Here is a 21,410-nt window from a genome sequence, read left to right on the forward strand (position 1 = left end):
TCGCTGCGTTACCGGTCGCGCTTGGCGTCGCGGGCGGCATTGAGGAAGGGCGTGATGATGTCGACGGGTAGTGGGAACACGACCGTCGAGTTCTGGTCGGCACCCAACTCCAGCAGGGTCTGCAAGTAGCGCAACTGCAGTGAGGCCGGGCTCTGCGACAGAGTGTCAGAGGCCTGTTTGAGCTCCTCGGAGGCTTGCAACTCGCCGCGGGCGTTGATGACCTTGGCGCGGCGTTCGCGTTCGGCCTCGGCCTCGCGTGCCATTGCCCGCTGCATGGATTCAGGGATCTCGACGTCTTTGATTTCCACCACCTGCACCTGGACCCCCCAAGCGCTGGTCTGCGCTTCGATCACAGTGCGCAGATCGGCGTTGAGGTCCTCCCGATGCGCCAGCAGGGTGTCCAGATCGACCCGTCCCAATAGCGAGCGCAGTGTGGTCTGGGCGATCTGCGAGGTGGCCACCGCGTAGTTCTCGACGGCCATGATCGCCAGCACCGGATCGACGACGCGGAACATGACCACCGCGTTCACGCGGGCGGGGACGTTGTCCTTGGTGATGACTTCCTGCGGCGGGATGGTCAGTGTCACCACGCGCAGATCCACCCGTTCGATCCGGTCGACCAGGGGGATGAGGAACTTCACGCCGGGTTCGTACAGGGGGCGCAGCCGACCCGCGCGGAAGACGACGCCACGCTCGTATTCGCGCAGCACGGTGATGCCCATCCAGGCGAGGACTCCTAGGGTGACGGCGACGAGCAGAGCTACCAACAACCAGGCGGTCGTCATGAATTCTTCGGCTCCTTGCTGCGCATGCCCGTGCCCCAGCGCGTCGAGTACTTGTCGATTGCGGCCGCCACCGAGTCCTCGTGTGCGGTGCGGGCCGGAAGGTGGTCGGGCGCGTGGGCCGGGGTGGCGAGCAGGTGTTTGAACAACGGCGCGGCCAACGCAGCGAGCCCGATGAGGGCGGAGCCCAGAACCAGCAGGTCCGGCACGGCGTGGGAGATCAAGGCCTGGCCGACGATCAGCATGCCAGCCAACCCGGCGATCACGCAGGCGATTCCGCGATGGAAGCGGCCGGCCTCCGAGTGTGGCCACGGGTCGACCGCCCGGCTGACTTCCCGGCCGGTCGTGGAGGTCGTGCAAGTGTCCTTTACCGGGCATCCGTTGCAGACCGACGGCTTGGCGCGGTAGCGCATCACCCGGTTTTCCGGATCGAAGGAGGTCGGCCAGAGCCACTGGTCTTCCGGGCACTTCCAGGCGTCGTGGTCCTCGTGGTAGACGAAGTCGCCGGTTTGCCACTGCGCGGCCCGGCGAGAGGTGCGCTTTGCCATCTGGTCGAAGGCCCAGGCGACGCCCACCAGGACCAGTGCATAGGTCGCGACCATCCAGGTGCTGATCGACGGTGCACTCATGACGAGTCGGCGTCGGAGCCGGTGTCCGCCGTGGCGGCCCCCGATATGGTCGCGCCGGCCGTGCCCCCCGCCCCGACCTTAGTCGCAACCTTCCCGTCGGACGGCAGCACCTCGAACAACGGGTTCTCGGTGAACTGCTCAGTCGGTTCGGACTTGAAGAAGTGTCGCACCGCCACGTAGGCGATGTAGAGGAAGGGCAGGATGCCGCCGATGATGAACACCAGATCACCAGGCATGCGCGCCCATTCGAGCAGGACGTTGTCGGGCTGGGTGATGTAGCCCAGCGAGCGGGCCTCGTAGTAGCCCTCGTCCACCGAGTGGTAGAGCTGCAGGATGCCCAGCGGGAGCAACGTCGCGAACACCATCCACGCCAGACCGATGTTCAAACACCAGAAGCTGGTCTTGGCGGCCCGCTCCGGCCACTTGTCGGCCGGTATCGCATACCGCAGCGCGAACATGGCCATCCCGACGGCGAGCATGCCGTAGACGCCCATCATTGCCGCGTGGCCGTGGTTGGCGGTCAGCGCGGTGCCGATTTGGTAGTAGGAGACCACCGGCAGGTTGATTAGGAAACCGAAGATGCCGGCGCCCAGGAAGTTCCAGAAGCCGACCGCCACCAGGAACATCACCGCCCAGCGGTGCGGGAAGGGCTTGGTGTCGCCCGATTGCTGCCGCGAGCCCAGGTGCAGGAAGGTCCATGCCTCGACGGTCAGCAGGGTCAGCGGGATCACCTCGGCCGCGGAGAAGAACGCGCCCAAAGCCATGTGCTCGACCGGAGTGCCCGAGAAGTAGAGGTGGTGCATCGTGCCGATCACACCGCCGGCGGAGTACAGGATGATGTCCAAGAAGATGATGCCGATGGCGATCCGTTGGCGCACGACGCCGAGTAGGACGAACAGGTAGGCCACCATCACCGTCGTGAACAGTTCGAGGAAGTCCTCGACCCACAGGTGCACCACCCAGAACCGCCAGAAATCGGCGACTGAGAAGTGGGTGTCACTGTTGGCCAGCAGGCCGACCGCGTAGAAGGCCGGGATGGCCAGGCCGGCCAGGAAGAACAGCCACGGCATGCCCGTCTTGGCCGAGCTCCGCAACGTGGTGCGCAACCCGCGCCACAGGATGACGATCCAGAAGAACAACCCGATGACCAGCAGGATTTGCCAGAACCGGGGGAGGTCGAGGTACTCCCACTGTTGGGAGAACAGGGTGCCCTCTTTGATGATTCCGAAGGTCGACAGACCCTCGCTGATCAGCGAGCCGAAGACCACTACGGCCAATGCACCCAGAAGTGCATAGGCCAGCCAGTGCTGGCGGCTTGGCTCGCGCCTGGTGATGAACGGGGTGATGAAGATGCCCGCGGCCAGGAACGACGCCGCCGTCCAGAACAAGGAGAGCTGGACGTGCCAGGTGCGCGCGAGGTTGTAGGGCAACAGCGCGTTGAGATTCAGGCCGAAGAAGCTTGATAGGTCGGCGCGATAGTGCTCGGTGAGTGCGCCCAGCAGCGCCTGCATCAAGAAGAGCACCGCGATGATCAGGAAGAAGAAGACCGTTGCCCGCTGCGAGGAAGTGAGTTTGACCTCGCCAGGCTGCTTGTAGGACACCAGTGGTTGCTGGGTGTTGGAATGCCAGCCGATGCGCTGGCTCCACCGGCCATACACCGCGAACATGATGCCGGTGCCGCCGAGCAGGGCGATCAGCGACAAGGCCGACCAGACGATGAGATCGGCGGTGGGACCATTGTCGACGCGCGGCTCGGCCGGCCAGTTGTTGGTGTAGGAGTAGTCGTGCCCGGGGCGGTCGGCGGCCGCGGCCCACGCACTCCAGGAGAAGAAGGCGGTGAGGTCGCGGATATCACCGGGATCGGTGATGAAATCGGCGGGCAGTCCGTTGGCCCGGGAGTCGGGACCGAGGAATTGGGCGTAGTGCTTGGTCAGGGCGTTGAAGGCGTTGACCTGGTAGTCGGTGTAGGTGAGTGTTTTGGTCGAGCTGTTGTAGCGATTGGTCCGGAATTCCTTGACCACGGCGTCGTGGACCTGCGGCACCCCCTTGGCCTTCATCTGTTCGCCGACGTTCTCGGTCGACCGGCGCAGGTAGTCGGCGGTGAAGTCGGGACCCAGGTAGGCGCCGTGGCCGTTGATCGAGCCGTACTGCATCAGGCCGCGGGCCTGGAAGATCTCTTGGCCGCGGGTGATGTCGGCACCACTGAACAGCGGTTCGCCCGATTGCGTCACCACCTTGTCAGGTAGCGGCATCGAGGCGGTGTAGGTGCGGTACGCGAGGATCCCCATCACGAAGAAGCCGAAGAGCATGACCAGGGCGACGCCCTGGACCCAGCCCCGGCTGATGACCGGGTCTTTCTCCTCGGTCGGATCGATGGGTTCGAGTGGGGCGGATTCTGGCTCTGTGGCGGTGACGGACATGGCTGGGCTGACCTCTCCGGTGGGCTGTGGAGCTGCGCCAATAACGGTAGGACCGCGCGAGGCCTGCAGGTTTGCCGATCAAATCGTCGGGGCGTTGGTCCCGACGAAGAATGGGCCTTGGTCCCGAAACGGGTAAAAAGGTTGTAAACCCATGGAAAGTGTGAGCCACATCACATCTCACGCCGCTTTTGCATGGTTCGTTGCATGGAGGCTCCGGACGAGTCTCGGAGCCAAGCGATCAACGGCGCGGGCGCCAACTCGCGCGCGCGGCGATCGACGCCGCATCCCCCTGCGAGCCCGTCCGGAACACCGTGTCGTCGGTTCGAACGTTGCGTGCCAGGACTCGCAGGATTCGACGGCCGATGGTGGGCAGAGCGAGCGCGGGGTAGTAGATCCGGGGGAAGACGACTCGGGTGCGGTCGCGCTCGATCGCCGTCGCGATGCGCCGTGCCAGTCGCTCGGCGCTGCCTGTCGGCAACTTGTCGAGAACGCGGGCGCTACCCGGGATCAGACGTACTTCGGCCTGCACCGGGGTATCGACTGGACCGGGGACGACCTCGATGACATGGGTGTCGGGCAGCTCCATCCGCAGCGTCTCGGTGGCGACCGATAGTGCGGCTTTGGCGGCGGCGTATCCGCCCGACAGCGGCCACGGGGTGACCGGCGCCAGCGAGGTGACGTTGACGATCACCGGTGGCGTCAGCGCACCGATCAGCGCGAGCGGGCTCCAATAGTTGAGTTCGAAGGCGGCGCGGGCCTGCTCGTCGTCGCCGATCGTCGCGACGGGTGCGGCGAGTCCGGCGCCAGCATTGTTGACGAGGATGTCGACCGGGCCGACGCGAGCGGCCAGATCGGCCGCCGCCCCGCAGATCGAGAGGTCGGCGGGAAAGACCTCGGCGTCCGTGGCAGCGGCCAATTCCTCGAGTTTGTCGACACTGCGCGCGGTGACCACGAGTCGTGCCCCGCGCGACGCCAACTCCAGGGCGAGCGCGTGTCCGATCCCGCTGGACGCGCCGGTGACGAGGATTCGGCGTCCCTGGATCTCCACGGATCCAGCCTAGTGAGGTCCCTCGACAAGATAAAACGACGCCCGCCTGCGTGTGCGGGCGGGCGTCGTCGTCGGGGTGGCTGACGGGACTCGAACTCTCGTCACCGGTGGGGATATGGGTGCATCGAGATACCTCGGCGGTGCCTCTGACCTCGGTAAACGTCGACGGGCACTTGTTGACGGCACATTGAGATACACCGCCATGCAATACCGCTATTGCATGGCTCATTGCATGGCGGCCGGTTTCATCGCCGAATCACACGTCTGTGAGTCGGCCCTGTGAGCGGGCAGCAGGAGCCCGGCGGGCTGTGGTGGTCGCATGAATTGATCCACCCGGACGGGGCGTGTGAGCGGGTCGCCGACCTCGGGCACGTCCGGGGGCGGTTGCGGGTGCAGCTGCGGCAACCGATCGCCGACCATTGGCGGCCGTACCTCGTGTTCCGACAGGACACGATCCCCGGGATACCCGGCGACGGTTGGACGTTCTCCCTCACTCCGGCGGAGGCCGACATGTTGGCGGGTGTGCTGCGGCACGCCGTCGCCGTGATGCTCGACTACCACAACCCCGAAGGGACTACCTCATGACTCACGTTCTCAAGCTCGACGACTGGCAGGTGTGGCAGACGGCGGCGCGGCTCTCGCACGTCACGATCACCGAACGGTGCCGGGTTATCGCGGCCATGGCGGCCGAGTCCGGGGTGCAGCCTGCGGGCATGACGCCGGCGCAGATCATCGAGTGGTTGCACTCGCACCCGGAGTGGTCGGATTCGACGGCCGCCACCTATCAGTCTTACGTCGGCGCGTGGTTCAAGTGGTTGCAGCTGGTCGACCACCGACCCGACAACCCCATGGTGAAAGTTGGCACCGCACACTATCCCGACCGGGAACCTAGGCCGATCAGCGATGAGGACATGGCCCGGCTCATGGGGGCGCGTATGTGGCGGTCGACGCGGATCATGATTTTGTTGGCGGCGTTGGCCGGCCTGCGGGTCAGTGAGATTGCGCGGGTCCGTGGTGAGGACGTCGACCTGGGGGCGCGGCTGATCTGGGTCAAGGGCAAGGGGCGCAAGCTGCGTTCGATCCCGTTGCATCCGATCTTGGTTGAGGTCGCTTCCACGATGCCCGTCAAGGGCTGGTGGTTTCCGATGCGCGGCACACCGGGTGCCCCGATGCATGGGAAGTCAGTCAGCGATGTGGTTGGGCGGACGATGCGCCGTGCTGGTGTCAACGCGACGCCGCACGCGTTGCGGCACTGGTATGCAACGACGTTGCTGGCGAATGGGGCTGATCTGCGGACGGTGCAGGAACTACTGAGGCATAAGTCATTGGCGACGACGCAGGTCTATACGAAGGTGTCCGATGAGCGGCGGCGGCAGGCGGTCGACGATCTTGACCCGTTGCGGTGGCGCACCCCGGCGGGGCGTGTCGACCTGGTGGGCGACGTCCTCGGCTGACCGGTCATAGCTGCGCGCTATTTCAGTGTCAGCGCGCCCATATAGGTGCGTTCCCCTCGGCGGCTAGTCGGCCGGGTCGGGCATGGCTTCGACCTCGGCGACGATGCCGTCGAGTACGGGGGTTTCGACGTCGGGTCCGGCCGCTGTTTTCAGTTTGGTGACCAGGCGCGCAATCTCCTCGTCGATGCGGTCGCGGGCCCGGACCTCGGGCGTGACGACGGTGACCTCGGCCGCCGTGATGCCGTGCAATCGTGCCAGTGAGTCGAGGACGCCGCGTGCCGACGTCAGGAGCGCGGCACGGCCAGCGTGGTCGGCAGGTAGGGCGTCCAACGATGACCGCGCGTCCCTCCACAACTGTTCGTAGCGGGCGGCCATCACAGCCCGGTACTCGGTGGCCGATTCTGATTCGACACGGTCGAGGACGCGCTTGACGGCGCGGTAGGCGGTGGCGTCGTCGTGATATCCCAACTCGTCGGCGATCTGTTGCCATTGCAGGCCGTCGCGGCGTAGGTCGAGGGCACGCACGGCGCGGTCACGGTCGGCGAGTTGTTGCGGGCGCGTGCCGGGTCGACCTGTCCATGTCATCGCTGTTTCCCTTGTTTGTTTGGCCGGTACAGGGCTGGCCCTTAGGCGACCAGCACCCACGTCCCATAGCCCGACGTGTCGCGCCACACGTAGGACTCGATGCCTGCGTCGGTGAGGTAGTCGCGGAGGGCGAGCGCGGTGTCGCGGCTGGCGAACACTTCCCAGTTCTCGACGGTGATCCGGTGGTCGGCTAGTTCTGCCATGTCGTCACTTCACTTTCAGGGGTCGGGGTTGGCGGGTGTCGGCGGCTTCGCGGCGGGCTTGGGCTTGGTCGTGGTCGCACACCGCCACGGGGTCGGGCAGCTTCCCGTCTGCACCGACCGGTATCGCACTCACCTCCCGTACTGCGCGGGTGAGGTTGCCGATATCGAGGATTGAGCGCCACGGGATCAGCTGGTCTCCCTGCCACACGTGGGCGTCACTGATCCATTCGGCGATGTCCTCGGCGATCGGGTCGGCCAGTTCGTCAGGGCGGGCGGTCGTCGATGCCGGTTCGGTCCACTGCCCTCGGTTCCATACCCGCCACCGGCCATAGGCGTAGATGAGTTGCCTACCGCCCAAGTCGCGGCCGGGGCTCGGGTACCAGCGCTCAGCGACGTAGCAGCGGGCGATCTGCACCGGCACGCCGGGTAGGTGACCGTCGCGGCGGGTGTGCCACGACTGCGGGGCGCGGCCGAAGCGGTCGGCGGGCGGCTCCGGCGGGGCGGTGTTGGCGGCTAGTTGGCGGACCTGGTGGACGACTGCGTTCCATGTCGCGTCACGGCGGCCAAGGTGCTCATCGAACTGGTGGTGTTGGCGGCCGTACTCGTCGAGGGAGTGGCGGAGGGCTCCGTCGTCGATCTGCTCCCAGCCGCTGCGGGTGTGGCGGTACCAGCGGCCGGCGAGCCACGAGAAGGGGAGGACGTCGTCCTCGTCGGCTTGCCCGTGCAGCCATTCGGAGGCGCACGCCTGCGGGTCGAACAGGCTAGGCCGTGCCGGGGCTGTGAGCTTCGTGGGCGCTGTTTCGGCGGTGGGCAAGGTGTCGATGGTGGTGCGTTGTTTGCGGCGCATGACGGGGTCCTCCTCGGGTTTGGTTATCGGGCGGTGGTGTGTTGGTGGCAGCGGGCTCCGGGGGTGGTGACTGTGCGACTGCACGGCCAACCTGATCGGGTGGTGGCACCACAGTGCAGCGGCACCACGCGCGCAGCGTCGAGGGCGTCGAGACGCTCATGCGGAGGCGGGTCGTCGAGGGCGGCTGACAACTGGCCTCGGTAGCCGAGACGGTCAGTGTCCACACTCACGTACTGCCGAACGCCGTTGCGGTCGACGAACTCGGCGATCTGGTAGCGGTCAGCGTCGGCGCCGATCGCGCTGAGTCGGTAGCTGAATCCGTCGGTGACTAGGTCGAGTAGTAGCGCGTCGTCACGGTCCAGCCCGATGGGCGGTTCAGCGCGCGGATAGCTCCGGCCGTCGAGGTCGTCGTCACTCATCGCTGACCCCCAATCTCATCGCCGAGAGCAGGGCCGTTCCGGGGGTGGGGGCCGCTAGGGGTCTCTTATAGAGACCCCCCCTAGCGTGACCCCCTAGGCGCGTGACCCCCGTGACCCCAAACGTGACCCTGTGACCAGCACAAACACAAACAGCGTGACCCTGGCGTGAGTGCATGACCAAAACGGGCGCGTGACCCCCTCCGTGACCCACCGAGTTGCGCAAGAGACGCCTCATTCCACACCTCCCGAACACGCGTACTCGGTCGGGTTTCCGGGCAGCATTTCCGTGCGCGTCAGGACACCGCGCGCCGTCAACCGATCGAGTTTGCGCCGTGCCTTCTCCACCTGGTTGCGGTTAGGTACGGGAGTATCAAACAGCACCGTCGCCAAGTCCTTCACGGTGACTCGGCCGCGTCGGGCGACCAGTTCGGCAACGTCGACCTGATCCACGATCTCTAGGCGCCCCTCGGTCTGGTGGTGCGCCACATTCCAGGGCCCGACTTCCTCCATCGGTTGCTTCACGTGGTGCAGGCGAACGACCGCGTCATCGGGGTCACCGGACAGCAACAGCACCGACCCGGCACCCGACGTGATCCACGTTGAGCCGTAGATGTCGCCGATGCTCGGCGCCTTGTCCGGCCCCCTCCCTGTGGGAGCCTTCCGAATGTGGTGCAACTCCATCAGGTTGCGGCCGTCGGCTAGGAGTAACTGGCGGGCGCGGTTCCATCCGGCGCCCACCTCGTCGTCAGTCAACCCAAGCGCGGCGTCCTTGAGGCTATCGACCACCACCACGTCGGCATTCGCCAACTCGGCCAGTCCGGCAAGTGCGCTTGTGTGCTTCGCCAGGTCCACTGGCGGTGGACCCTTCCACACTGCAAGCCGGGCCATCTGATCCTGACCGGCCGAACCAAGCTGACGCCGTAGGGACCGTGCGGCTTGTCGGGGCCGGTCCATCGCCAGGTACAGCACACGGTTGACGCGGCTGACTGGCAGGTCTAGTACCTCCGAGTCACCGGCACCGATCAGCGCGGTGACTACTTGGCCGGCCAGGGTCGTTTTGCCGACTCCCTGCCCGCCAGCGATTACCAGTGACTCACCCTCGGGCCACACCACGCGGTCGCCGTCTCCCCACAGCGCGGGAATGGCATCAGGCTCATCGTGGATGAACGACCAGCCGTCGAGTATTTGGCGCTTGACTTCCTCGGCAGCGGTCCCACGGGTGGCGTCGATCACCTCCACCTCGGTGCGCGTGGCGCCTGCGCTTGTGGGTCCCTCGGGTGAGGGGCCGTCGTCGGTCTCCACTACCTCCGCGCCGAGCTCGTCCTCGTCGGGCTCGTGCGGTGGTGGTGCCTGGTCCTCGTCGGGGCGGTCGTCCTCGGGTGCGGGCACCTCGTCAAGGTCCTCGGGTGCGGTCTGCTCGGGCGCGTCGTCGAGGTGGTCGACCGTCTCGTCCTCCTGCGACTCGGGCTCGGCGCTGACCAATGTCAACCCCGGCTGACCAGCGACGGCGGCGGCGACCTTGGCGACCAACAGCACGCGCTTGGCGGCGTACTCGTCGGCGCTGGCGGCATCGTCAAGCGCATCACCTTCTTCGCGTTCTTCACGCTTCTCACGGTCGTGCGCGGCAGCGCTAACACGGAAGTTCTTACTCATGCGGTCACCTGCCGCACGGCCCACGGGTTTGATTCCTGCCAGGCCCGGCGGTCCCTGATCTGGCGGCCCACAGTTCCCCACGCGGTGCCGTCGGCGACGTCGAGTGCAGCGGCACGCACCCGCGCCACCACGTCGAGGTCGGCATCCACCAACTCGGCAGCCAGCCGGTACGGCAGCCTCACGGTTTCGGCGACGTAGGCGACTCCGGCGCGCACCGCTGAGGACACTCGTAGTTCTTCGTCGTCGAGGGCTACCCACTCCGGCGACCCGAACAGTGGCGTGCCGGGCAGGACCAGACCGGCGGCCCACCTGGTGACGGCGGCCTCATCGGGCAGCAGAGCGGCGTAGTCTCGGGGTTGGGTCATGACTACCCGGGAACCGTCCTCGTTCACGCGGGGGCGGCTTCTCTCTGTGGTGGTGGGCATGGTTGGTAGGACTCCTGTCCAAACATCGGGTGAGGCAGCGGTAGACGGCTAGTCACGCGGCGAGGGTGCAACGTCGAACAGCGCCAACAGTTGAGTACGCGGCACCAGCACCCGGCGCCCAACCTTCACGGCGGGCAGTTCGCCACGCTTGACGGCCGCGCTCACGGTGCGGATCGATCCCGAGCACTTGCCCGGTCTGGCGAATGGTGAGGGCCGTGACAGTGGCCTCACGAAGCCACGCGAGATCGATCTTCACCCCGGGGTCAAGTTCTGTGGTTGCCATCTAATGCGCCTCCTTGGTGTCGGTTGGTTTGGGCTTGCACTCTCATGCCTAGCGGAATTACCGACCGATGCATAGGATGACGGGCGTGCAATATTGGCAGACCGCGATAGGTGAGCGCACGCGGCGATTCATCGACTATGCGGCGGCAGCGGAGCGGGAGGCGCGCAAGACACCGGGGGCCGTCGAGAGCGTCGCGGTCTTCCCCAACCGCCTCGCCAACCGTGACCCCGCCCCCGGCCTAGTCAGACCTGGCGGCAAGTACGTCGGAATCCGCCTAGTTGGCCGACGCGTGACCTACTACGTGCGCGCCGGGCTCGACGAAAGTGGGCCGACGCTCCTCGGCATCATGCTTGTCCCCGACGACGGTGCCGCACTGGCAACGGCAGACTTGCGGCGCATACCGGTCAAGCGGCTGGCAACGATCGCGGCCAGTATCCACGTCAACGACTGCGACAGCAACGGTCCTCCTGTCGATCTATCCACGCTCGGCGCCGTCGAGTTGCGAACGAAGCCTGAGACCGCTCAGCAGCGGCGCGGCCCGAAGGGGCGAAGCATCGAGGAACTCCGCGACGTCGCGAAGCTCGTCCTACTCGTCAGGAACGGGCGAGTGGAGGAGGTGAAGGCGATGATCCGCGAGGCACGGCCGAACGTGAAAGACGAGAAGCTAAAGATAGTCGCCCTCGCGGCACCAAGGCACGCTGTCGGGCTCTACTTGGACCGCGATCCGTCCACGGCCGCGCGTGTGATCCGGCAAGCGCAGGACGCCGAACTCCTGCCACCACCACCACGGAAGAAGGAGAAAGATCGATGACCAAGAAGAAGGGGCGTAGCCGACGCGTAGGCGGCAGCGTCACAAAGTACAAGGTGCAGTCAGGTGCCATCCGCTGGCGCTATCAGCTGTTGGTCGGCTACGACCCGACCGTGCCGGGCAGCGGCAAATACGTCGGCAAGGGCGGCCTTCTCACAGCAGCCGAAGCGGAGAAGGCACTACAGAAGGCGCGCGCCGACCACGCGGCCGGGCGTGACCTGACCGCCACTGTTCCCACCGTCGCCGACTACTCGGCAACGTGGCTCGACGGGCTCGACTTGGCGCCTGCCACCGTCGCCGGATACCGGCGCATCTTCACCCGCCACGTCAACCCGACGATCGGACGCCTGCGTCTGGACAAGGTGACCACAACCCACCTGGCCCGGCTCTACCGCGAACTCGGTCAGCCCGACCAGTCGCGCACCCGCGCACCCGAAGGACTCGGCACGAACACCGTCCACAAGGTGCACGTTGCTGTCGGCGCGATGCTCGACGCCGCGAAAGAGGATCGTCTGATCGTCGACAACCCGGCCCGCCGGAAGTCGGTACGGGCACCGCGCGCGAAGGCGATCGCACGGGAGAAAGACGAGATGGTCACGTGGTCCGGTACCCAGCTGCGGGCGTTCCTCACATGGGACCGCGACGACTACGACGACGACGTCGCGGCGTTGTGGTGGCTGGCGGCCTACACCGGTATGCGGCGTTCGGAACTGTTGGCGCTGCGGTGGGCCGACGTCGACCTGACCGGCGCGCGGGTGCAGGTTCGGCGGGCACTGGACACCGCCACCCCGGGCGCTGTGAAGTCCACGAAGTCCGGTCGGGCGCGCGTCGTCGATATCGACCCAGCCACCATCGCCGTACTACGGGCATGGCGCAAGACGCGCGCGGCTCTCTCGTTGGACTTGGCGACCGCTGACGCCTACGTGTTCGGCACGCTCGACGGTTCACCGCGTAACCCCATGTCGGTGTCGGAGATGTTCACCCGGCGCGTCAGCAAGGCGCGGCAGGTGCTCGACGGTCTGCCCGCGCTGACCTTGCACGGTATGCGCCACACTCACGCGTCACTGCTGTTAGAGGCGGGCGTGTCCCCGAAGGTCGTCCAAGAACGGCTTGGACACTCGACGATCACGACGACGATGGACACCTACGCCCACGTGACGCCGACGATGCAACGGGCGGCGGCGGACCGCTTCGCCGACGCGGTTGGGGGCGGAAAATGAGACCGCTATTGCATGGCTCATTGCATACGGCCAAAACGAAGCGGCGCCTAACCCGCATAAGTGCAAGTCAGACGCCGTTTCTGGTGGGGGTGGCTGACGGGACTCGAACCCGCGACAGCCAGGATCACAACCTGGTGCTCTACCAACTGAACTACAGCCACCATCGGCGCTGACCGACAGGATCGCCGTCGTCCAGAGCCAGGGTCCTACTCTAGCGGGTGACCCGCGGAGAAGACCAATCGGTTCCCTACGCCGGGCCCAGACCCTCGACGATGGTGGTGAGCTCGTCGGCGTCGGGCCCTGGTTGCGGCACGAACGCCGCCGCGCGGTAGTACTTCAACTCCTGGATCGACTCGCGGATATCGGCGAGCGCACGGTGGGAGAGGCCCTTCGCCGGTTGCCCGAAGTAGATCTTCGGGTACCAGCGCCGGCACAGCTCCTTGATGGAACTCACGTCGACCATCCGGTAGTGCAGGTAGGTGTCGAGCTTCGGCATGTCGCGGGCCAGGAAGGCGCGGTCGGTGGCGATCGAGTTGCCGGCCAGTGGAACCTGTCCAGCCGTGGTGACGTGGCGCCGGATGTAGTCGAGGACCTGCTCCTCCGCCTCGGCGAGGGTCACCGTCGACGCGCGGACTTCCTCGGTGAGCCCGGATGCGGCGTGCATCTTGGTGACGACGTCGGGCATGTTCGCCAGCGCCTCATCGTCGGCGTGGATGACGATGTCCACACCCTCGCCGAGGACGTTGAGATCGCTGTCAGTCACCAGCGCCGCGATTTCGATCAGCTTGTCGTTCGTCGTGTCGAGACCGGTCATCTCGCAGTCGATCCACACCAGTTTGTCTTGCACGCGGTCAACCCTAGTGACAGCCGCGGTCAGTCGCCGAGCTTGCGGTAGAAGGCGCCGACGATGGGGGCGGTGATCTTGCGCGGCGAGTACCCGCCGGCCACTGACATCGCCTTCGACAGGATGCCGGGAACAACCCGCATCTTGTTGCGCCCCAACGCATCCAGGCTCATCTTCGCGACCTTGGTCGTGTCGTGCCAGAGGAAGTCGGGCACTGCCGCGTCGACCGTGGACGCCTCGTCGGCGTCGGGGGTGTGGGTGCGAACCGGTCCGGGGGCCAGCAACGTGATGTGTACACCGGCGTCGGCGACCTCGACGCGCAGCGACTCGCTGAACGTGTTAACGAAGGCCTTGGTCGCCGCGTAGGTCGCGTTGTTGGGGATGGGCATGTTGCCCGCCGCCGAACCGACCATCAGGATGCCGCCACCGCCACGGGCGACCATCTGCGGCAAGACCGCCAGTGTCAGGTCGTGGACGGCGTTGACGTTCAACCGCACCTGGGCCTGCTCGTAGGCCGCGTCGAGTTCGGCGAGCGGCCCGAACGTCGCCACCCCGGCGTTGTTGGCCAGGATTGAGATTTCCCGCCCGGACAGTTCGCCGCACAGCACGGTGACCGCTGTCGGATCGGACAGGTCGACGGCGCGCACCTCGACGGCGGTGCCGTGCTGCGCACGCAGCTCACCGGCGAGCTCCTCGAGGACCTCACCACGGCGGGCGACGAGGATCAGGCCATAACCGCGCGAAGCGAGTTCACGCGCGAGTGCCATCCCGATTCCCGACGACGCGCCGGTGACGACGGCTCGCGACTGGGGGGAGGGGTGTGGGATTCCCATGCCCCCGATCGTAGTCGGCCGGTGGTGGCGTCAGGGCAGGGAGGCGGCGACCTCGGTCCCTTGACGGATGGCCCGCTTCGCGTCGAGCTCCGAGGCGAGGTCGGCGCCACCGATCACGTGGGTCGTGACACCGGCGACGGTGAGCGGGTCGACGAGGTCGCGCACCGATTCCTGGCCCGCGCACACGACGATGTTGTCGACTTCGAGGACTCGCTTGCCGGTCTCGTTGCCCTCTTTGTCGTGCAGGGTCAGGTGCAGGCCCTCGTCGTCGATCAAGTCGTAGGTCGCGCCGGAGATCTGTTCGACGCCCTTCATCTTGACCGTCGCCCGGTGCACCCAGCCGGTGGTCTTGCCCAAGGTCTTGCCCTGGCCGCCAGGCTTGCGCTGGACCATGTAGACCTGCCGGGTCGCGGGCAGGGGGCGCGGCTTGGTGACGAAACCGGGGACCGATAGGTCCTCGGAGACGCCCCATTCCTGCTCCCATTCCTTGAGGTTGAGCGTCGGCGACTCGTCGGTGGTGAGGAACTCCGACACGTCGAAGCCGATGCCGCCGGCGCCGATGACCGCGACACGCTTGCCGATCTCGCGGTGCCCGAGAACGGCCTCGGCGTACGACATCACCATCGGGTGGTCGATGCCGGGGATGTCGGGGATGCGCGGCACGACACCGGTGGCGATCACGACGTCGGTGAACTTCGCGGCGTCACCGTCGGCGGCACTGGCGCTGCCGTCGAGGATCTCTTCCGCGGTCACGCGCTTGCCCAAGTGCACGATGACGTTGGTGATCTCGAGCTGTCGGGTGAAGTAGCGCAGTGTTTCGTTGAACTCCTCCTTGCCCGGGATGCGGGCGGCGATCGAGAACTGACCGCCGACGCTCTCGCCGGCTTCGAAGAGCTCGACACGGTGGCCGCGCTGGGCAGCGGAGACAGCTGCGGCGAGGCCGGCCGGGCCGGCGCCGATGACGGCGACGTGGCGGGCCAGGCGCGTTGCGCCGAGCTTCAGCGTGGTCTCGCGTCCGGCGCGCGGGTTGAGCAGGCAGGACACCTTCTTGCCGACGAACGCGTGGTCGAGGCAGGCCTGATTGCAGCCGATGCACGTGTTGATCTCGTCGGCGCGGCCTTCGCGGGCCTTGTCGGCGAACTCCGGGTCGGCCAACAGCGGACGGGCCATCGACACGGCGTCGACGCGGCCGCGCTCGAGGATGTCCTCGGCGACCTCCGGGGTGTTGATGCGGTTGGACGCGATCAGCGGGATCGACACCTCGTCGCGCAGCCGTTCGGTGAACTTGACGAACGCTGCGCGCGGCACCGAGGTGACGATGGTGGGGACGCCGGCCTCGTGCCAGCCGATGTCGGTGTTGATCGCGTCGACGCCGTGCTCCTGGGCCTTGCGCGCCATCAGGGCGATCTCGTCCCAGGTCTGTCCCTTCTTGACGAAGTCGGCGACCGATTGGCGCAGGATGATGGGGAAGCCGGGGGAGACCTGCTTGCGGACTTCCTTGATGACCTCGACGAGGAAACGCTGCCGGTTCTCGGCGTTGCCACCCCACTTGTCGGTGCGGTCGTTGGTGTGCGGGCAGAGGAATTGGTTGATGAGGTAGCCCTCGCCGCCCATGAGCTCGATCGCGTCGTAGCCGGCCTTCTCGGCCAACTTGGCGGACTGGCCGAAGCTGCGGATGACGTGCCAGATGATCTGGTTGGTCATCTTGAGGTGCTTGAACGGGTGGATCGGCGACGGCTCGGAGCCGGCGGCCACCTTGAACGGGTTGTAGCCGTAGCGCCCGGCGTGGATCAGCTGCATGGCGATGCGGCCGCCGCCCTCGTGAACCGCGCGGGTGATGGTCCGGTGGCGGGCCACGTCGAGGCGGTTGGTCATCTTGCCGCCCAGGGTGACCAGCTGTCCGGTGCGGCTGGTCGCGTAGCCGCCGGTGATGATCAGGCCGACGCCGCCGCGCGCGCGGGTGGCGTAGTACTCGGCGAGTTTGTCGGTGTCCCAGGCCCGGTCTTCCAGGCCGGTGTGCATCGATCCCATGATGATGCGGTTGGGCAGGGTGAGCCCGTTGATCGTGAGGGGCTCGAAGAGCTTGGGGTAGTAGGGGTTCGGCTCGAGCGACACGGTAGGAGCGGCCACGGTGGAATCCTTCGGTTGATGGCTGGTTGGGCTGTGACTTGGTTGGGCTGTGGATGGGGTGGGCTGTGGATGGGGTGGGCAGGGTCAGATGTGGGTCGCGCGGTACTCGCGGCCTAGTCCGTCGACGACTTCATCGCACCAGTCGATAGCGCTCTGCGCGCCCCGGATTCCGCCGCGCAGGACGAGGTACTGGTGCAGGCGACGGCCGGTGAGGCTTTCCGGGTCGGGGTAGTCCAGCGCGAAACCCTCGTACATAGCCAACTGTCGTCGGTACAGGTCGCGGTGCGCCTCGAGCTCGGTGATGATCGTGCCCAGGTCCCCGTGCTCGGCGCCTCGCAGTTTGACGCCCAGCTCGTCGCGCAGGGGCGTCAGAGGTGTTGGGGTGATGACCCACTTCGCCAGCGCCTCGCGCCCGGCGTCGGAGAGCTGGTAGACCTTCTTGTCCGGGCGGCCGTCCTGTTCGACGGTTTCGAAGGCGACGAATCCGTCGGCATGGAGTTTCTTCAGCGTCCGGTACACCTGCTGGTGGGTCGCCGACCAGAAATGGCCGATCGACCGGTCGAACTGCTGCGCGATCTCATAGCCGGTGCCCGGGCGCTCGCCCAGGGAGACCATGATCGCGTGCTCCAATGCCATAGTCGCACGGTAGCAGTGCGCCTAGTTGCTATGCAACAGTGTGCATAGTGCCGCCTTGCAACCGCTGATGACCGGCGCTATCCCGGTGTCCTGCGGCGTCGCGAAGTAGCACGGCAGCGAGGGGGAGGACCACCTCGCACCGATGGTCGATCTTCAGCTCGGCCAGGCGATCTCCGCGCGTCGTACCCCGGTTCACGATGGCGACCGGTTTGCCGTGTGCCGCCGCATGCCGGACGAACCGCAAACCCGACATGACGGTGAGCGAACTGCCCGCGACGAGGAGGGCGTCAGCATCGTCGACCATCGAAAATGCCTGCGCCACCACATCTTTGGCCACCGACTCGCCGAAATAGACGATGTCGGGCTTGAGTGTTCCGCCGCACTGTGGGCAGTCGGCAACGACGAACGACGCGGTGTCGGCCACCATGGCGTCGGCGTCGGGGGCCACCTCGATCGCACCTCGCCCGGCGACGCGGTCGGCGAACCCCGGGTTCATCGCCTCCAATGAGCGGTGCAGCGTGTACCGCGACAGTCGGTGTCCACAGTCGAGGCAGATCACGCGCCCGTAGGAGCCGTGCAAGTCGACGATCCGACGCGACCCGGCCTTCAAGTGCAGCATGTCCACGTTCTGCGTGAGCACCCCGGACACGATGCCGCCGTCTTCGAGCGCCGCCAGCGCGCGATGGGCCGGGTTTGGCCGGGCCGCGTCCATGTGCCGCCACCCCAGGTGGTTGCGCGCCCAGTAGTGGCGTCGGTAGTCAGGGGAGGATAGGAACATCTGGATCGTCATCGGCGTGCGCCGTGGTGATCCGGGACTGCGGTAGTCGGGGATCCCCGACGGGGTCGAGAGTCCAGCCCCGGTGAGCGCCAGTGTGCGCCGACCCGAGAGGAAACCGGCCAGGTCGCGCGCCCGGCCCTGTGGGTCGGGGTCGGGCGTTGTCGGCTCGGCGGGTTCCCAGGCTGCTGGCCGCCGGACCATGTGCGCCGGTGCAGCGCTGTGCATGTCTGGAATCTACCAGCGCACTCGTGGCCGATCGACCGGTCGAAGTGGGGATTCCACTGGCGCGATCACGGCGCCTTTCAGCGCGATCCCGCGCGATTCATGCGCAACTTCGAGATGGGGCTTTCCATCTTCGCGGAGCATGACGTCTGCAACCCACCAACTGACAGAGCGGGCCGACGCCCTACGCTTTGCCCATGGTCAAACCCGACAAGCGACATACAGCCGACGGGCTCAAGCGGCTCATCGCCTTCGCCGACGCCGTCGTCGCCATCGCGCTCACGCTGCTGGTGCTGCCGCTGGTCGACCTGGCCAGCGAGGTGGAGACGCGGCGCACGCTGCCCGAGATCATGAGCGATCACGGCGACGTCCTCATCGGCTTCTTGATCAGCTTCATCGTGACCTGGGTGCTGTGGCGCAACCACCACGCCATCATGGAGAACTACTGCGAGTACAACTCGCCCATGATGAACATGCATTTCGTCTGGTTGCTCACGATCGTGCTGCTGCCTCTCGCGACGGCGCTGATCTCCAACGAGCACGTGCATTGGGCGGATTGCTTCTACATCCTGCTCCTGGCCGTGTCGATTCTCGCCCTGATCGGCATCACACGGGAGGGTGTCCGGTGCCCGGAGCTCGTCGTCGACGACGCTCGGGCGCGGCGCAGCGTGGCCGACTGGACCGGGGTGGGCAGCATCATCGCACTTCTGATCGCGCTGGTCATGACGCTCGTGTGGCCCGGCCTGGGCAGCGCGCCGCTCGCCCTGCTGCTGATCCCCGGCCCGCTCCAGGCGCTCAACCAGCGGATCAGGGGACAGAAGTCAGCCGTGGAGTAGCAGCGCCGCTGCGGCGATGACGAGCGCGATCACCTTGGCCACCTCGAGACCCACGTAATACAGGTGTGCCGAGCTGCGCCGGTCCTCCGCGGTAGTTCCGTCGCCGGCCAACACCTCGTTCGACCGCCGCGTCAGCGCGGGGCGGACCGCGACGATCTGAACCAGTAGACAGCCGGTCGCGGCGATGACACCGACCCCCGCCGCCGTGGGGAGGCCGGAGTCCGAGCGGACGGCGAGGAAGGCGCCGACGATCGCGATCACTGCCAGCAGGCATTCGACCGAGTTGAGCGCGCGGAAGACCTTGCGCCCGATCCCGAGGCCGATGGCCAGTGTCACCCCCGGCGCGGTGAACTTCAGCGGCGCCTCGATGAACGAGATCGCCAGGACCATGCCCAACCACACCAGGACTGCCGCCACCGTCAGGCCGACGCCGAACGAACTCATCTCCGATGCCTTTCGTTACAGATCGCTTCGTTTCAGATCGTTGTGGCCCAACATATCCAGTTCGGGCCGCGAAACCGAAGGCCCGCGGACCAAGGTCCCCGGTCGAGGTTCGTGCCTCAGCAGTGGGGGACCTGCCACGACCGGTCGCCGTCGGCGTAGGTCTCGTACTTCCAGATGGGCACGGTGGCCTTGATCTCGTCGATGACAGCGGCGCAGACGGCGAATGCCTCACGGCGGTGCGGTGCGCTGACCGCGACGACGACGGCGAGGTCGCCGATCGCCAGGTCGCCGACGCGGTGTTGGGCCGCCACACGCACGTCTGCGCGACGGTGTGCCGCGCAGACCCGGTCGACGAACTCGGCGGCGCGGGGATGGGCCTCGTAGCGCAGCGCGGTGACCGTGCGTCCGTCGTGGTGGTCACGGACCATTCCGGTGAAGGTGACCACCGCGCCGTCGGCATCAGTGCGTACCGCTGCCTCGCACACCCGTGGGTCGAGCGCTGTGTCGAGGATCGCGGGCGGGCAGCTATCCATGGCCTCGTTATCCATGACCCCGCTATTCATGACCACTGCCTCGCGCCAGGTCGAACAGGTGGGTGATGAGTGGCTGCAGAACGGCGATTCCGTCGCGCACCCCGCCCTTGGAACCCGGCAGGTTGACGACGAGGGTGCGGCCCGCGAAACCGGCCAGCCCCCGTGAGAGCGACGAATACGGCGTCGACGACCGGCCCGTCTCGCGCAGGGCCTCGGCGATGCCCGGCAGCGACGTGGTCAGGTGCGGCGCGGTCGCTTCGGGCGTGTGGTCGTCGGAGGTCGGCCCGGTCCCGCCGGTCGTGATGAGTAGCGACGGTTCCCCGGCCAGTGCGGTGGCGATCGCCCCGGCTATGTCGGCGTCGGCCACGACGACCGGCTCGGCGACGTCGAAGCCCTGCTCGGCCAACCAGTCGCGCAGGATCGGCCCCGTCGCGTCGGTGCGCTCGCCGGCTGCCACTCGGGTCGACGACACCAGGACCGTGGCCCGCTTGCCCGGGTAGACGTCGACGAAGGCGGGCGTGGGCGAGCCGGCGGCCGGCGGTGCCGACTGCGGTGGCTGCGCGTCACGTGTCCACTCGCCGCTGCGCCCGCCGGTCTTCGACAGCAGTCCGACGTCGGTCATGGTGGCGGTCGGGTCGATCGCCTTGACCATGTCGTGCAGGGTGAGGCCGGCGACGGCGACCGCGGTGAGGGCCTCCATCTCGACCCCGGTGCGCCCGGTCGTCGTCGCGGTGGCGGTGACCCCGACGCTGTCGGTGCCCACCTCGAACTCGACGTCGACCGCGTCCAGCGGCAGCGGGTGACAGAGCGGGATCAGCTCGGAGGTCTTCTTCGCACCCATGATCGCGGCGATCCGGGCCACGGCCAGCACATCACCCTTGCGGTGCCCGCCGGAATCGATGAGCTCGACGACGGCCTCGGTGGTGCAGAACGTCCCGCGCGCCACGGCGGTGCGCGTGGTGACGGCCTTGGTGGATACATCGACCATGCGTGCTGCACCCTTCGCATCGACATGGGTGAGCCGTGGGGCGTCATCCGGGTTCAGCGGGGCGGGGGTCAATGCGTCAGCGGCCACAGTGGCACCTCCGTGTCGGGGGCGAGTTCGGTTGCCGCGGCGTCGATCTCGACGAGGACGTCGGCCCGTGCCGCGGTGGCGATGAGGTGGCTGCTGGGGCCGCCGATGATCTCGACGCGTCCGTCCGTACCGTCGCAGCGCCGGGCGCGCAGGTACTGCGTCTTGCCGGGCGGGGAGGAGGCGACCCCGGTGGTGAGACGGCCGCGTTCGACGGGGACCGGCGCGAGCCCGCCGATGGCGCGCACGGCGTCACGCACCAGCACGTCGAAGGAGACCAGCACGCTGACCGGGTTGCCCGGCAGG

Annotated in this window: 24 protein-coding genes, 1 tRNA gene and 1 pseudogene; 5 read left to right on the forward strand and 21 right to left on the reverse strand. The window is 67.0% G+C overall.

The window, feature by feature from the left end; all coding sequences use genetic code 11:
- Positions 1 to 8: 8 nt before the first annotated feature.
- The 4 genes from B4L26_RS04355 to B4L26_RS04370 all read right to left on the reverse strand — a co-directional run bounded on the left by B4L26_RS04355 (position 9) and on the right by B4L26_RS04370 (position 4,879).
- Positions 9 to 785 (reverse strand): slipin family protein, encoded by a 777-nt coding sequence (locus B4L26_RS04355; protein ID WP_290716267.1) that lies wholly within the window; start codon positions 783 to 785, stop codon positions 9 to 11.
- Positions 782 to 1,411 carry a hypothetical protein gene (locus B4L26_RS04360; RefSeq protein WP_290716269.1) on the reverse strand — a complete coding sequence of 210 codons (630 nt, stop codon included), beginning with the start codon at positions 1,409 to 1,411 and terminating at the stop codon, positions 782 to 784. Before B4L26_RS04360 ends, B4L26_RS04355 begins: the two co-directional genes overlap by 4 nt.
- Positions 1,408 to 3,831 carry a nitric-oxide reductase large subunit gene (locus B4L26_RS04365; RefSeq protein ID WP_290716272.1) on the reverse strand — a complete coding sequence of 808 codons (2,424 nt, stop codon included), beginning with the start codon at positions 3,829 to 3,831 and terminating at the stop codon, positions 1,408 to 1,410. The genes B4L26_RS04360 and B4L26_RS04365 overlap by 4 nt, the downstream gene beginning before the upstream one ends.
- A gap of 238 nt (positions 3,832 to 4,069) precedes the next feature.
- Entirely contained in the window at positions 4,070 to 4,879 is an 810-nt protein-coding gene (locus tag B4L26_RS04370) for an SDR family NAD(P)-dependent oxidoreductase (protein WP_290716275.1), read from the reverse strand.
- A gap of 279 nt (positions 4,880 to 5,158) precedes the next feature.
- Here B4L26_RS04370 and B4L26_RS04375 point away from each other — a divergent pair, with 279 nt between their 5' ends.
- A complete protein-coding gene (locus B4L26_RS04375; RefSeq protein ID WP_290716277.1) occupies positions 5,159 to 5,464 on the forward strand; it encodes a hypothetical protein in 306 nt (101 codons plus the stop codon).
- On the forward strand, positions 5,461 to 6,333 hold the full coding sequence (locus B4L26_RS04380) for a tyrosine-type recombinase/integrase (protein ID WP_290716279.1): 873 nt from the start codon (positions 5,461 to 5,463) through the stop codon (positions 6,331 to 6,333). Before B4L26_RS04375 ends, B4L26_RS04380 begins: the two co-directional genes overlap by 4 nt.
- Positions 6,334 to 6,396: 63 nt before the next feature.
- Here B4L26_RS04380 and B4L26_RS04385 read toward each other — a convergent pair whose 3' ends face one another.
- The 7 genes from B4L26_RS04385 to B4L26_RS19065 form a co-directional block, all read right to left on the reverse strand.
- A complete protein-coding gene (locus B4L26_RS04385; RefSeq protein WP_290716281.1) occupies positions 6,397 to 6,918 on the reverse strand; it encodes a hypothetical protein in 522 nt (173 codons plus the stop codon).
- A 41-nt stretch (positions 6,919 to 6,959) separates the two neighbouring features.
- Positions 6,960 to 7,121 (reverse strand): hypothetical protein, encoded by a 162-nt coding sequence (locus tag B4L26_RS04390; RefSeq protein ID WP_290716283.1) that lies wholly within the window; start codon positions 7,119 to 7,121, stop codon positions 6,960 to 6,962.
- A gap of 4 nt (positions 7,122 to 7,125) precedes the next feature.
- Positions 7,126 to 7,968, reverse strand: coding sequence for a hypothetical protein (locus B4L26_RS04395; protein WP_290716284.1), 843 nt, complete (start codon positions 7,966 to 7,968; stop codon positions 7,126 to 7,128).
- 23 nt (positions 7,969 to 7,991) lie between these two features.
- Positions 7,992 to 8,387: a hypothetical protein gene (locus B4L26_RS04400; protein WP_290716285.1), complete on the reverse strand. Its 396-nt coding sequence runs from the start codon at positions 8,385 to 8,387 to the stop codon at positions 7,992 to 7,994.
- A 231-nt stretch (positions 8,388 to 8,618) separates the two neighbouring features.
- The gene (locus B4L26_RS04405; RefSeq protein WP_290716286.1) at positions 8,619 to 10,040 is read right to left on the reverse strand and encodes an AAA family ATPase; all 1,422 of its coding nucleotides are present in this window, start codon (positions 10,038 to 10,040) and stop codon (positions 8,619 to 8,621) included.
- Positions 10,037 to 10,405 carry a hypothetical protein gene (locus B4L26_RS04410; protein ID WP_290716287.1) on the reverse strand — a complete coding sequence of 123 codons (369 nt, stop codon included), beginning with the start codon at positions 10,403 to 10,405 and terminating at the stop codon, positions 10,037 to 10,039. Before B4L26_RS04410 ends, B4L26_RS04405 begins: the two co-directional genes overlap by 4 nt.
- Positions 10,406 to 10,513: 108 nt before the next feature.
- The gene (locus tag B4L26_RS19065; RefSeq protein WP_324549449.1) at positions 10,514 to 10,630 is read right to left on the reverse strand and encodes a hypothetical protein; all 117 of its coding nucleotides are present in this window, start codon (positions 10,628 to 10,630) and stop codon (positions 10,514 to 10,516) included.
- 407 nt (positions 10,631 to 11,037) lie between these two features.
- On the opposite strand from B4L26_RS19065, the gene B4L26_RS04415 reads away from it, so the two are divergent.
- Together B4L26_RS04415 and B4L26_RS04420 are read left to right on the forward strand one after the other, a co-directional pair.
- The gene (locus B4L26_RS04415; protein ID WP_290716289.1) at positions 11,038 to 11,559 is read left to right on the forward strand and encodes a hypothetical protein; all 522 of its coding nucleotides are present in this window, start codon (positions 11,038 to 11,040) and stop codon (positions 11,557 to 11,559) included.
- Positions 11,556 to 12,776: a tyrosine-type recombinase/integrase gene (locus B4L26_RS04420; RefSeq protein ID WP_290716291.1), complete on the forward strand. Its 1,221-nt coding sequence runs from the start codon at positions 11,556 to 11,558 to the stop codon at positions 12,774 to 12,776. The genes B4L26_RS04415 and B4L26_RS04420 overlap by 4 nt, the downstream gene beginning before the upstream one ends.
- 88 nt (positions 12,777 to 12,864) lie before the next feature.
- Here the strand turns inward: B4L26_RS04420 and B4L26_RS04425 are convergent.
- The 6 genes from B4L26_RS04425 to B4L26_RS04450 all read right to left on the reverse strand — a co-directional run bounded on the left by B4L26_RS04425 (position 12,865) and on the right by B4L26_RS04450 (position 18,222).
- Positions 12,865 to 12,937: transfer RNA gene (locus tag B4L26_RS04425), tRNA-His, on the reverse strand.
- A gap of 86 nt (positions 12,938 to 13,023) precedes the next feature.
- Positions 13,024 to 13,623: an oligoribonuclease gene (orn, locus tag B4L26_RS04430; RefSeq protein WP_290716293.1), complete on the reverse strand. Its 600-nt coding sequence runs from the start codon at positions 13,621 to 13,623 to the stop codon at positions 13,024 to 13,026.
- 26 nt (positions 13,624 to 13,649) lie between these two features.
- The gene (gene cmrA, locus B4L26_RS04435; protein WP_290716295.1) at positions 13,650 to 14,453 is read right to left on the reverse strand and encodes a mycolate reductase; all 804 of its coding nucleotides are present in this window, start codon (positions 14,451 to 14,453) and stop codon (positions 13,650 to 13,652) included.
- Between the two features lie 30 nt (positions 14,454 to 14,483).
- Complete coding sequence (locus B4L26_RS04440; RefSeq protein ID WP_290716297.1) at positions 14,484 to 16,583, reverse strand: NADPH-dependent 2,4-dienoyl-CoA reductase; 2,100 nt, start codon at positions 16,581 to 16,583, stop codon at positions 14,484 to 14,486.
- Positions 16,584 to 16,667: 84 nt separating this feature from the next.
- Positions 16,668 to 17,219, reverse strand: coding sequence for a PadR family transcriptional regulator (locus tag B4L26_RS04445; RefSeq protein WP_290716299.1), 552 nt, complete (start codon positions 17,217 to 17,219; stop codon positions 16,668 to 16,670).
- Positions 17,220 to 17,247: 28 nt separating this feature from the next.
- Positions 17,248 to 18,222: a Sir2 family NAD-dependent protein deacetylase gene (locus B4L26_RS04450; RefSeq protein ID WP_290716301.1), complete on the reverse strand. Its 975-nt coding sequence runs from the start codon at positions 18,220 to 18,222 to the stop codon at positions 17,248 to 17,250.
- Between the two features lie 194 nt (positions 18,223 to 18,416).
- On the opposite strand from B4L26_RS04450, the gene B4L26_RS04455 reads away from it, so the two are divergent.
- Positions 18,417 to 19,055, forward strand: coding sequence for a TMEM175 family protein (locus B4L26_RS04455; protein ID WP_290716303.1), 639 nt, complete (start codon positions 18,417 to 18,419; stop codon positions 19,053 to 19,055).
- Here the strand turns inward: B4L26_RS04455 and B4L26_RS04460 are convergent.
- The 4 genes and pseudogenes from B4L26_RS04460 to B4L26_RS04475 form a co-directional block, all read right to left on the reverse strand.
- A complete protein-coding gene (locus tag B4L26_RS04460) occupies positions 19,041 to 19,499 on the reverse strand; it encodes a hypothetical protein (RefSeq protein WP_290716305.1) in 459 nt (152 codons plus the stop codon). The genes B4L26_RS04455 and B4L26_RS04460 overlap by 15 nt on opposite strands.
- Before the next feature lie 116 nt (positions 19,500 to 19,615).
- A complete protein-coding gene (locus B4L26_RS04465) occupies positions 19,616 to 20,062 on the reverse strand; it encodes a molybdopterin synthase catalytic subunit (protein WP_290716307.1) in 447 nt (148 codons plus the stop codon).
- Positions 20,055 to 21,107: a bifunctional molybdenum cofactor biosynthesis protein MoaC/MoaB gene (gene moaCB, locus B4L26_RS04470; RefSeq protein WP_290716309.1), complete on the reverse strand. Its 1,053-nt coding sequence runs from the start codon at positions 21,105 to 21,107 to the stop codon at positions 20,055 to 20,057. The genes B4L26_RS04465 and moaCB overlap by 8 nt, the downstream gene beginning before the upstream one ends.
- Positions 21,089 to 21,410, reverse strand: a pseudogene (locus B4L26_RS04475) (molybdopterin molybdenumtransferase MoeA); the annotation flags it as partial. The gene moaCB and the pseudogene B4L26_RS04475, both read right to left, overlap by 19 nt.

It is taken from the genome of Gordonia sp. UBA7599 (genome assembly GCA_002477755.1).
In the GTDB taxonomy this organism is placed as follows: Bacteria; Actinomycetota; Actinomycetes; order Mycobacteriales; family Mycobacteriaceae; genus Gordonia.

What these genes read in the sequence shown, in the direction of transcription:
- B4L26_RS04355 (WP_290716267.1), bottom strand. Translation starts at nt 785, where the DNA reads ATGACGACCGCCTGGTTGTTGGTAGCTCTGCTCGTCGCCGTCACCCTA.
- B4L26_RS04360 (WP_290716269.1), bottom strand. Translation starts at nt 1,411, where the DNA reads ATGAGTGCACCGTCGATCAGCACCTGGATGGTCGCGACCTATGCACTG.
- B4L26_RS04365 (WP_290716272.1), bottom strand. Translation starts at nt 3,831, where the DNA reads ATGTCCGTCACCGCCACAGAGCCAGAATCCGCCCCACTCGAACCCATC.
- B4L26_RS04380 (WP_290716279.1), top strand. Translation starts at nt 5,461, where the DNA reads ATGACTCACGTTCTCAAGCTCGACGACTGGCAGGTGTGGCAGACGGCG.
- B4L26_RS04385 (WP_290716281.1), bottom strand. Translation starts at nt 6,918, where the DNA reads ATGACATGGACAGGTCGACCCGGCACGCGCCCGCAACAACTCGCCGAC.
- B4L26_RS04390 (WP_290716283.1), bottom strand. Translation starts at nt 7,121, where the DNA reads ATGGCAGAACTAGCCGACCACCGGATCACCGTCGAGAACTGGGAAGTG.
- B4L26_RS04395 (WP_290716284.1), bottom strand. Translation starts at nt 7,968, where the DNA reads ATGCGCCGCAAACAACGCACCACCATCGACACCTTGCCCACCGCCGAA.
- B4L26_RS04400 (WP_290716285.1), bottom strand. Translation starts at nt 8,387, where the DNA reads ATGAGTGACGACGACCTCGACGGCCGGAGCTATCCGCGCGCTGAACCG.
- B4L26_RS04405 (WP_290716286.1), bottom strand. Translation starts at nt 10,040, where the DNA reads ATGAGTAAGAACTTCCGTGTTAGCGCTGCCGCGCACGACCGTGAGAAG.
- B4L26_RS04410 (WP_290716287.1), bottom strand. Translation starts at nt 10,405, where the DNA reads ATGACCCAACCCCGAGACTACGCCGCTCTGCTGCCCGATGAGGCCGCC.
- B4L26_RS04420 (WP_290716291.1), top strand. Translation starts at nt 11,556, where the DNA reads ATGACCAAGAAGAAGGGGCGTAGCCGACGCGTAGGCGGCAGCGTCACA.
- cmrA (WP_290716295.1), bottom strand. Translation starts at nt 14,453, where the DNA reads ATGGGAATCCCACACCCCTCCCCCCAGTCGCGAGCCGTCGTCACCGGC.
- B4L26_RS04445 (WP_290716299.1), bottom strand. Translation starts at nt 17,219, where the DNA reads ATGGCATTGGAGCACGCGATCATGGTCTCCCTGGGCGAGCGCCCGGGC.
- B4L26_RS04450 (WP_290716301.1), bottom strand. Translation starts at nt 18,222, where the DNA reads ATGCACAGCGCTGCACCGGCGCACATGGTCCGGCGGCCAGCAGCCTGG.
- B4L26_RS04455 (WP_290716303.1), top strand. Translation starts at nt 18,417, where the DNA reads ATGGTCAAACCCGACAAGCGACATACAGCCGACGGGCTCAAGCGGCTC.
- B4L26_RS04460 (WP_290716305.1), bottom strand. Translation starts at nt 19,499, where the DNA reads ATGAGTTCGTTCGGCGTCGGCCTGACGGTGGCGGCAGTCCTGGTGTGG.
- B4L26_RS04465 (WP_290716307.1), bottom strand. Translation starts at nt 20,062, where the DNA reads ATGAATAGCGGGGTCATGGATAACGAGGCCATGGATAGCTGCCCGCCC.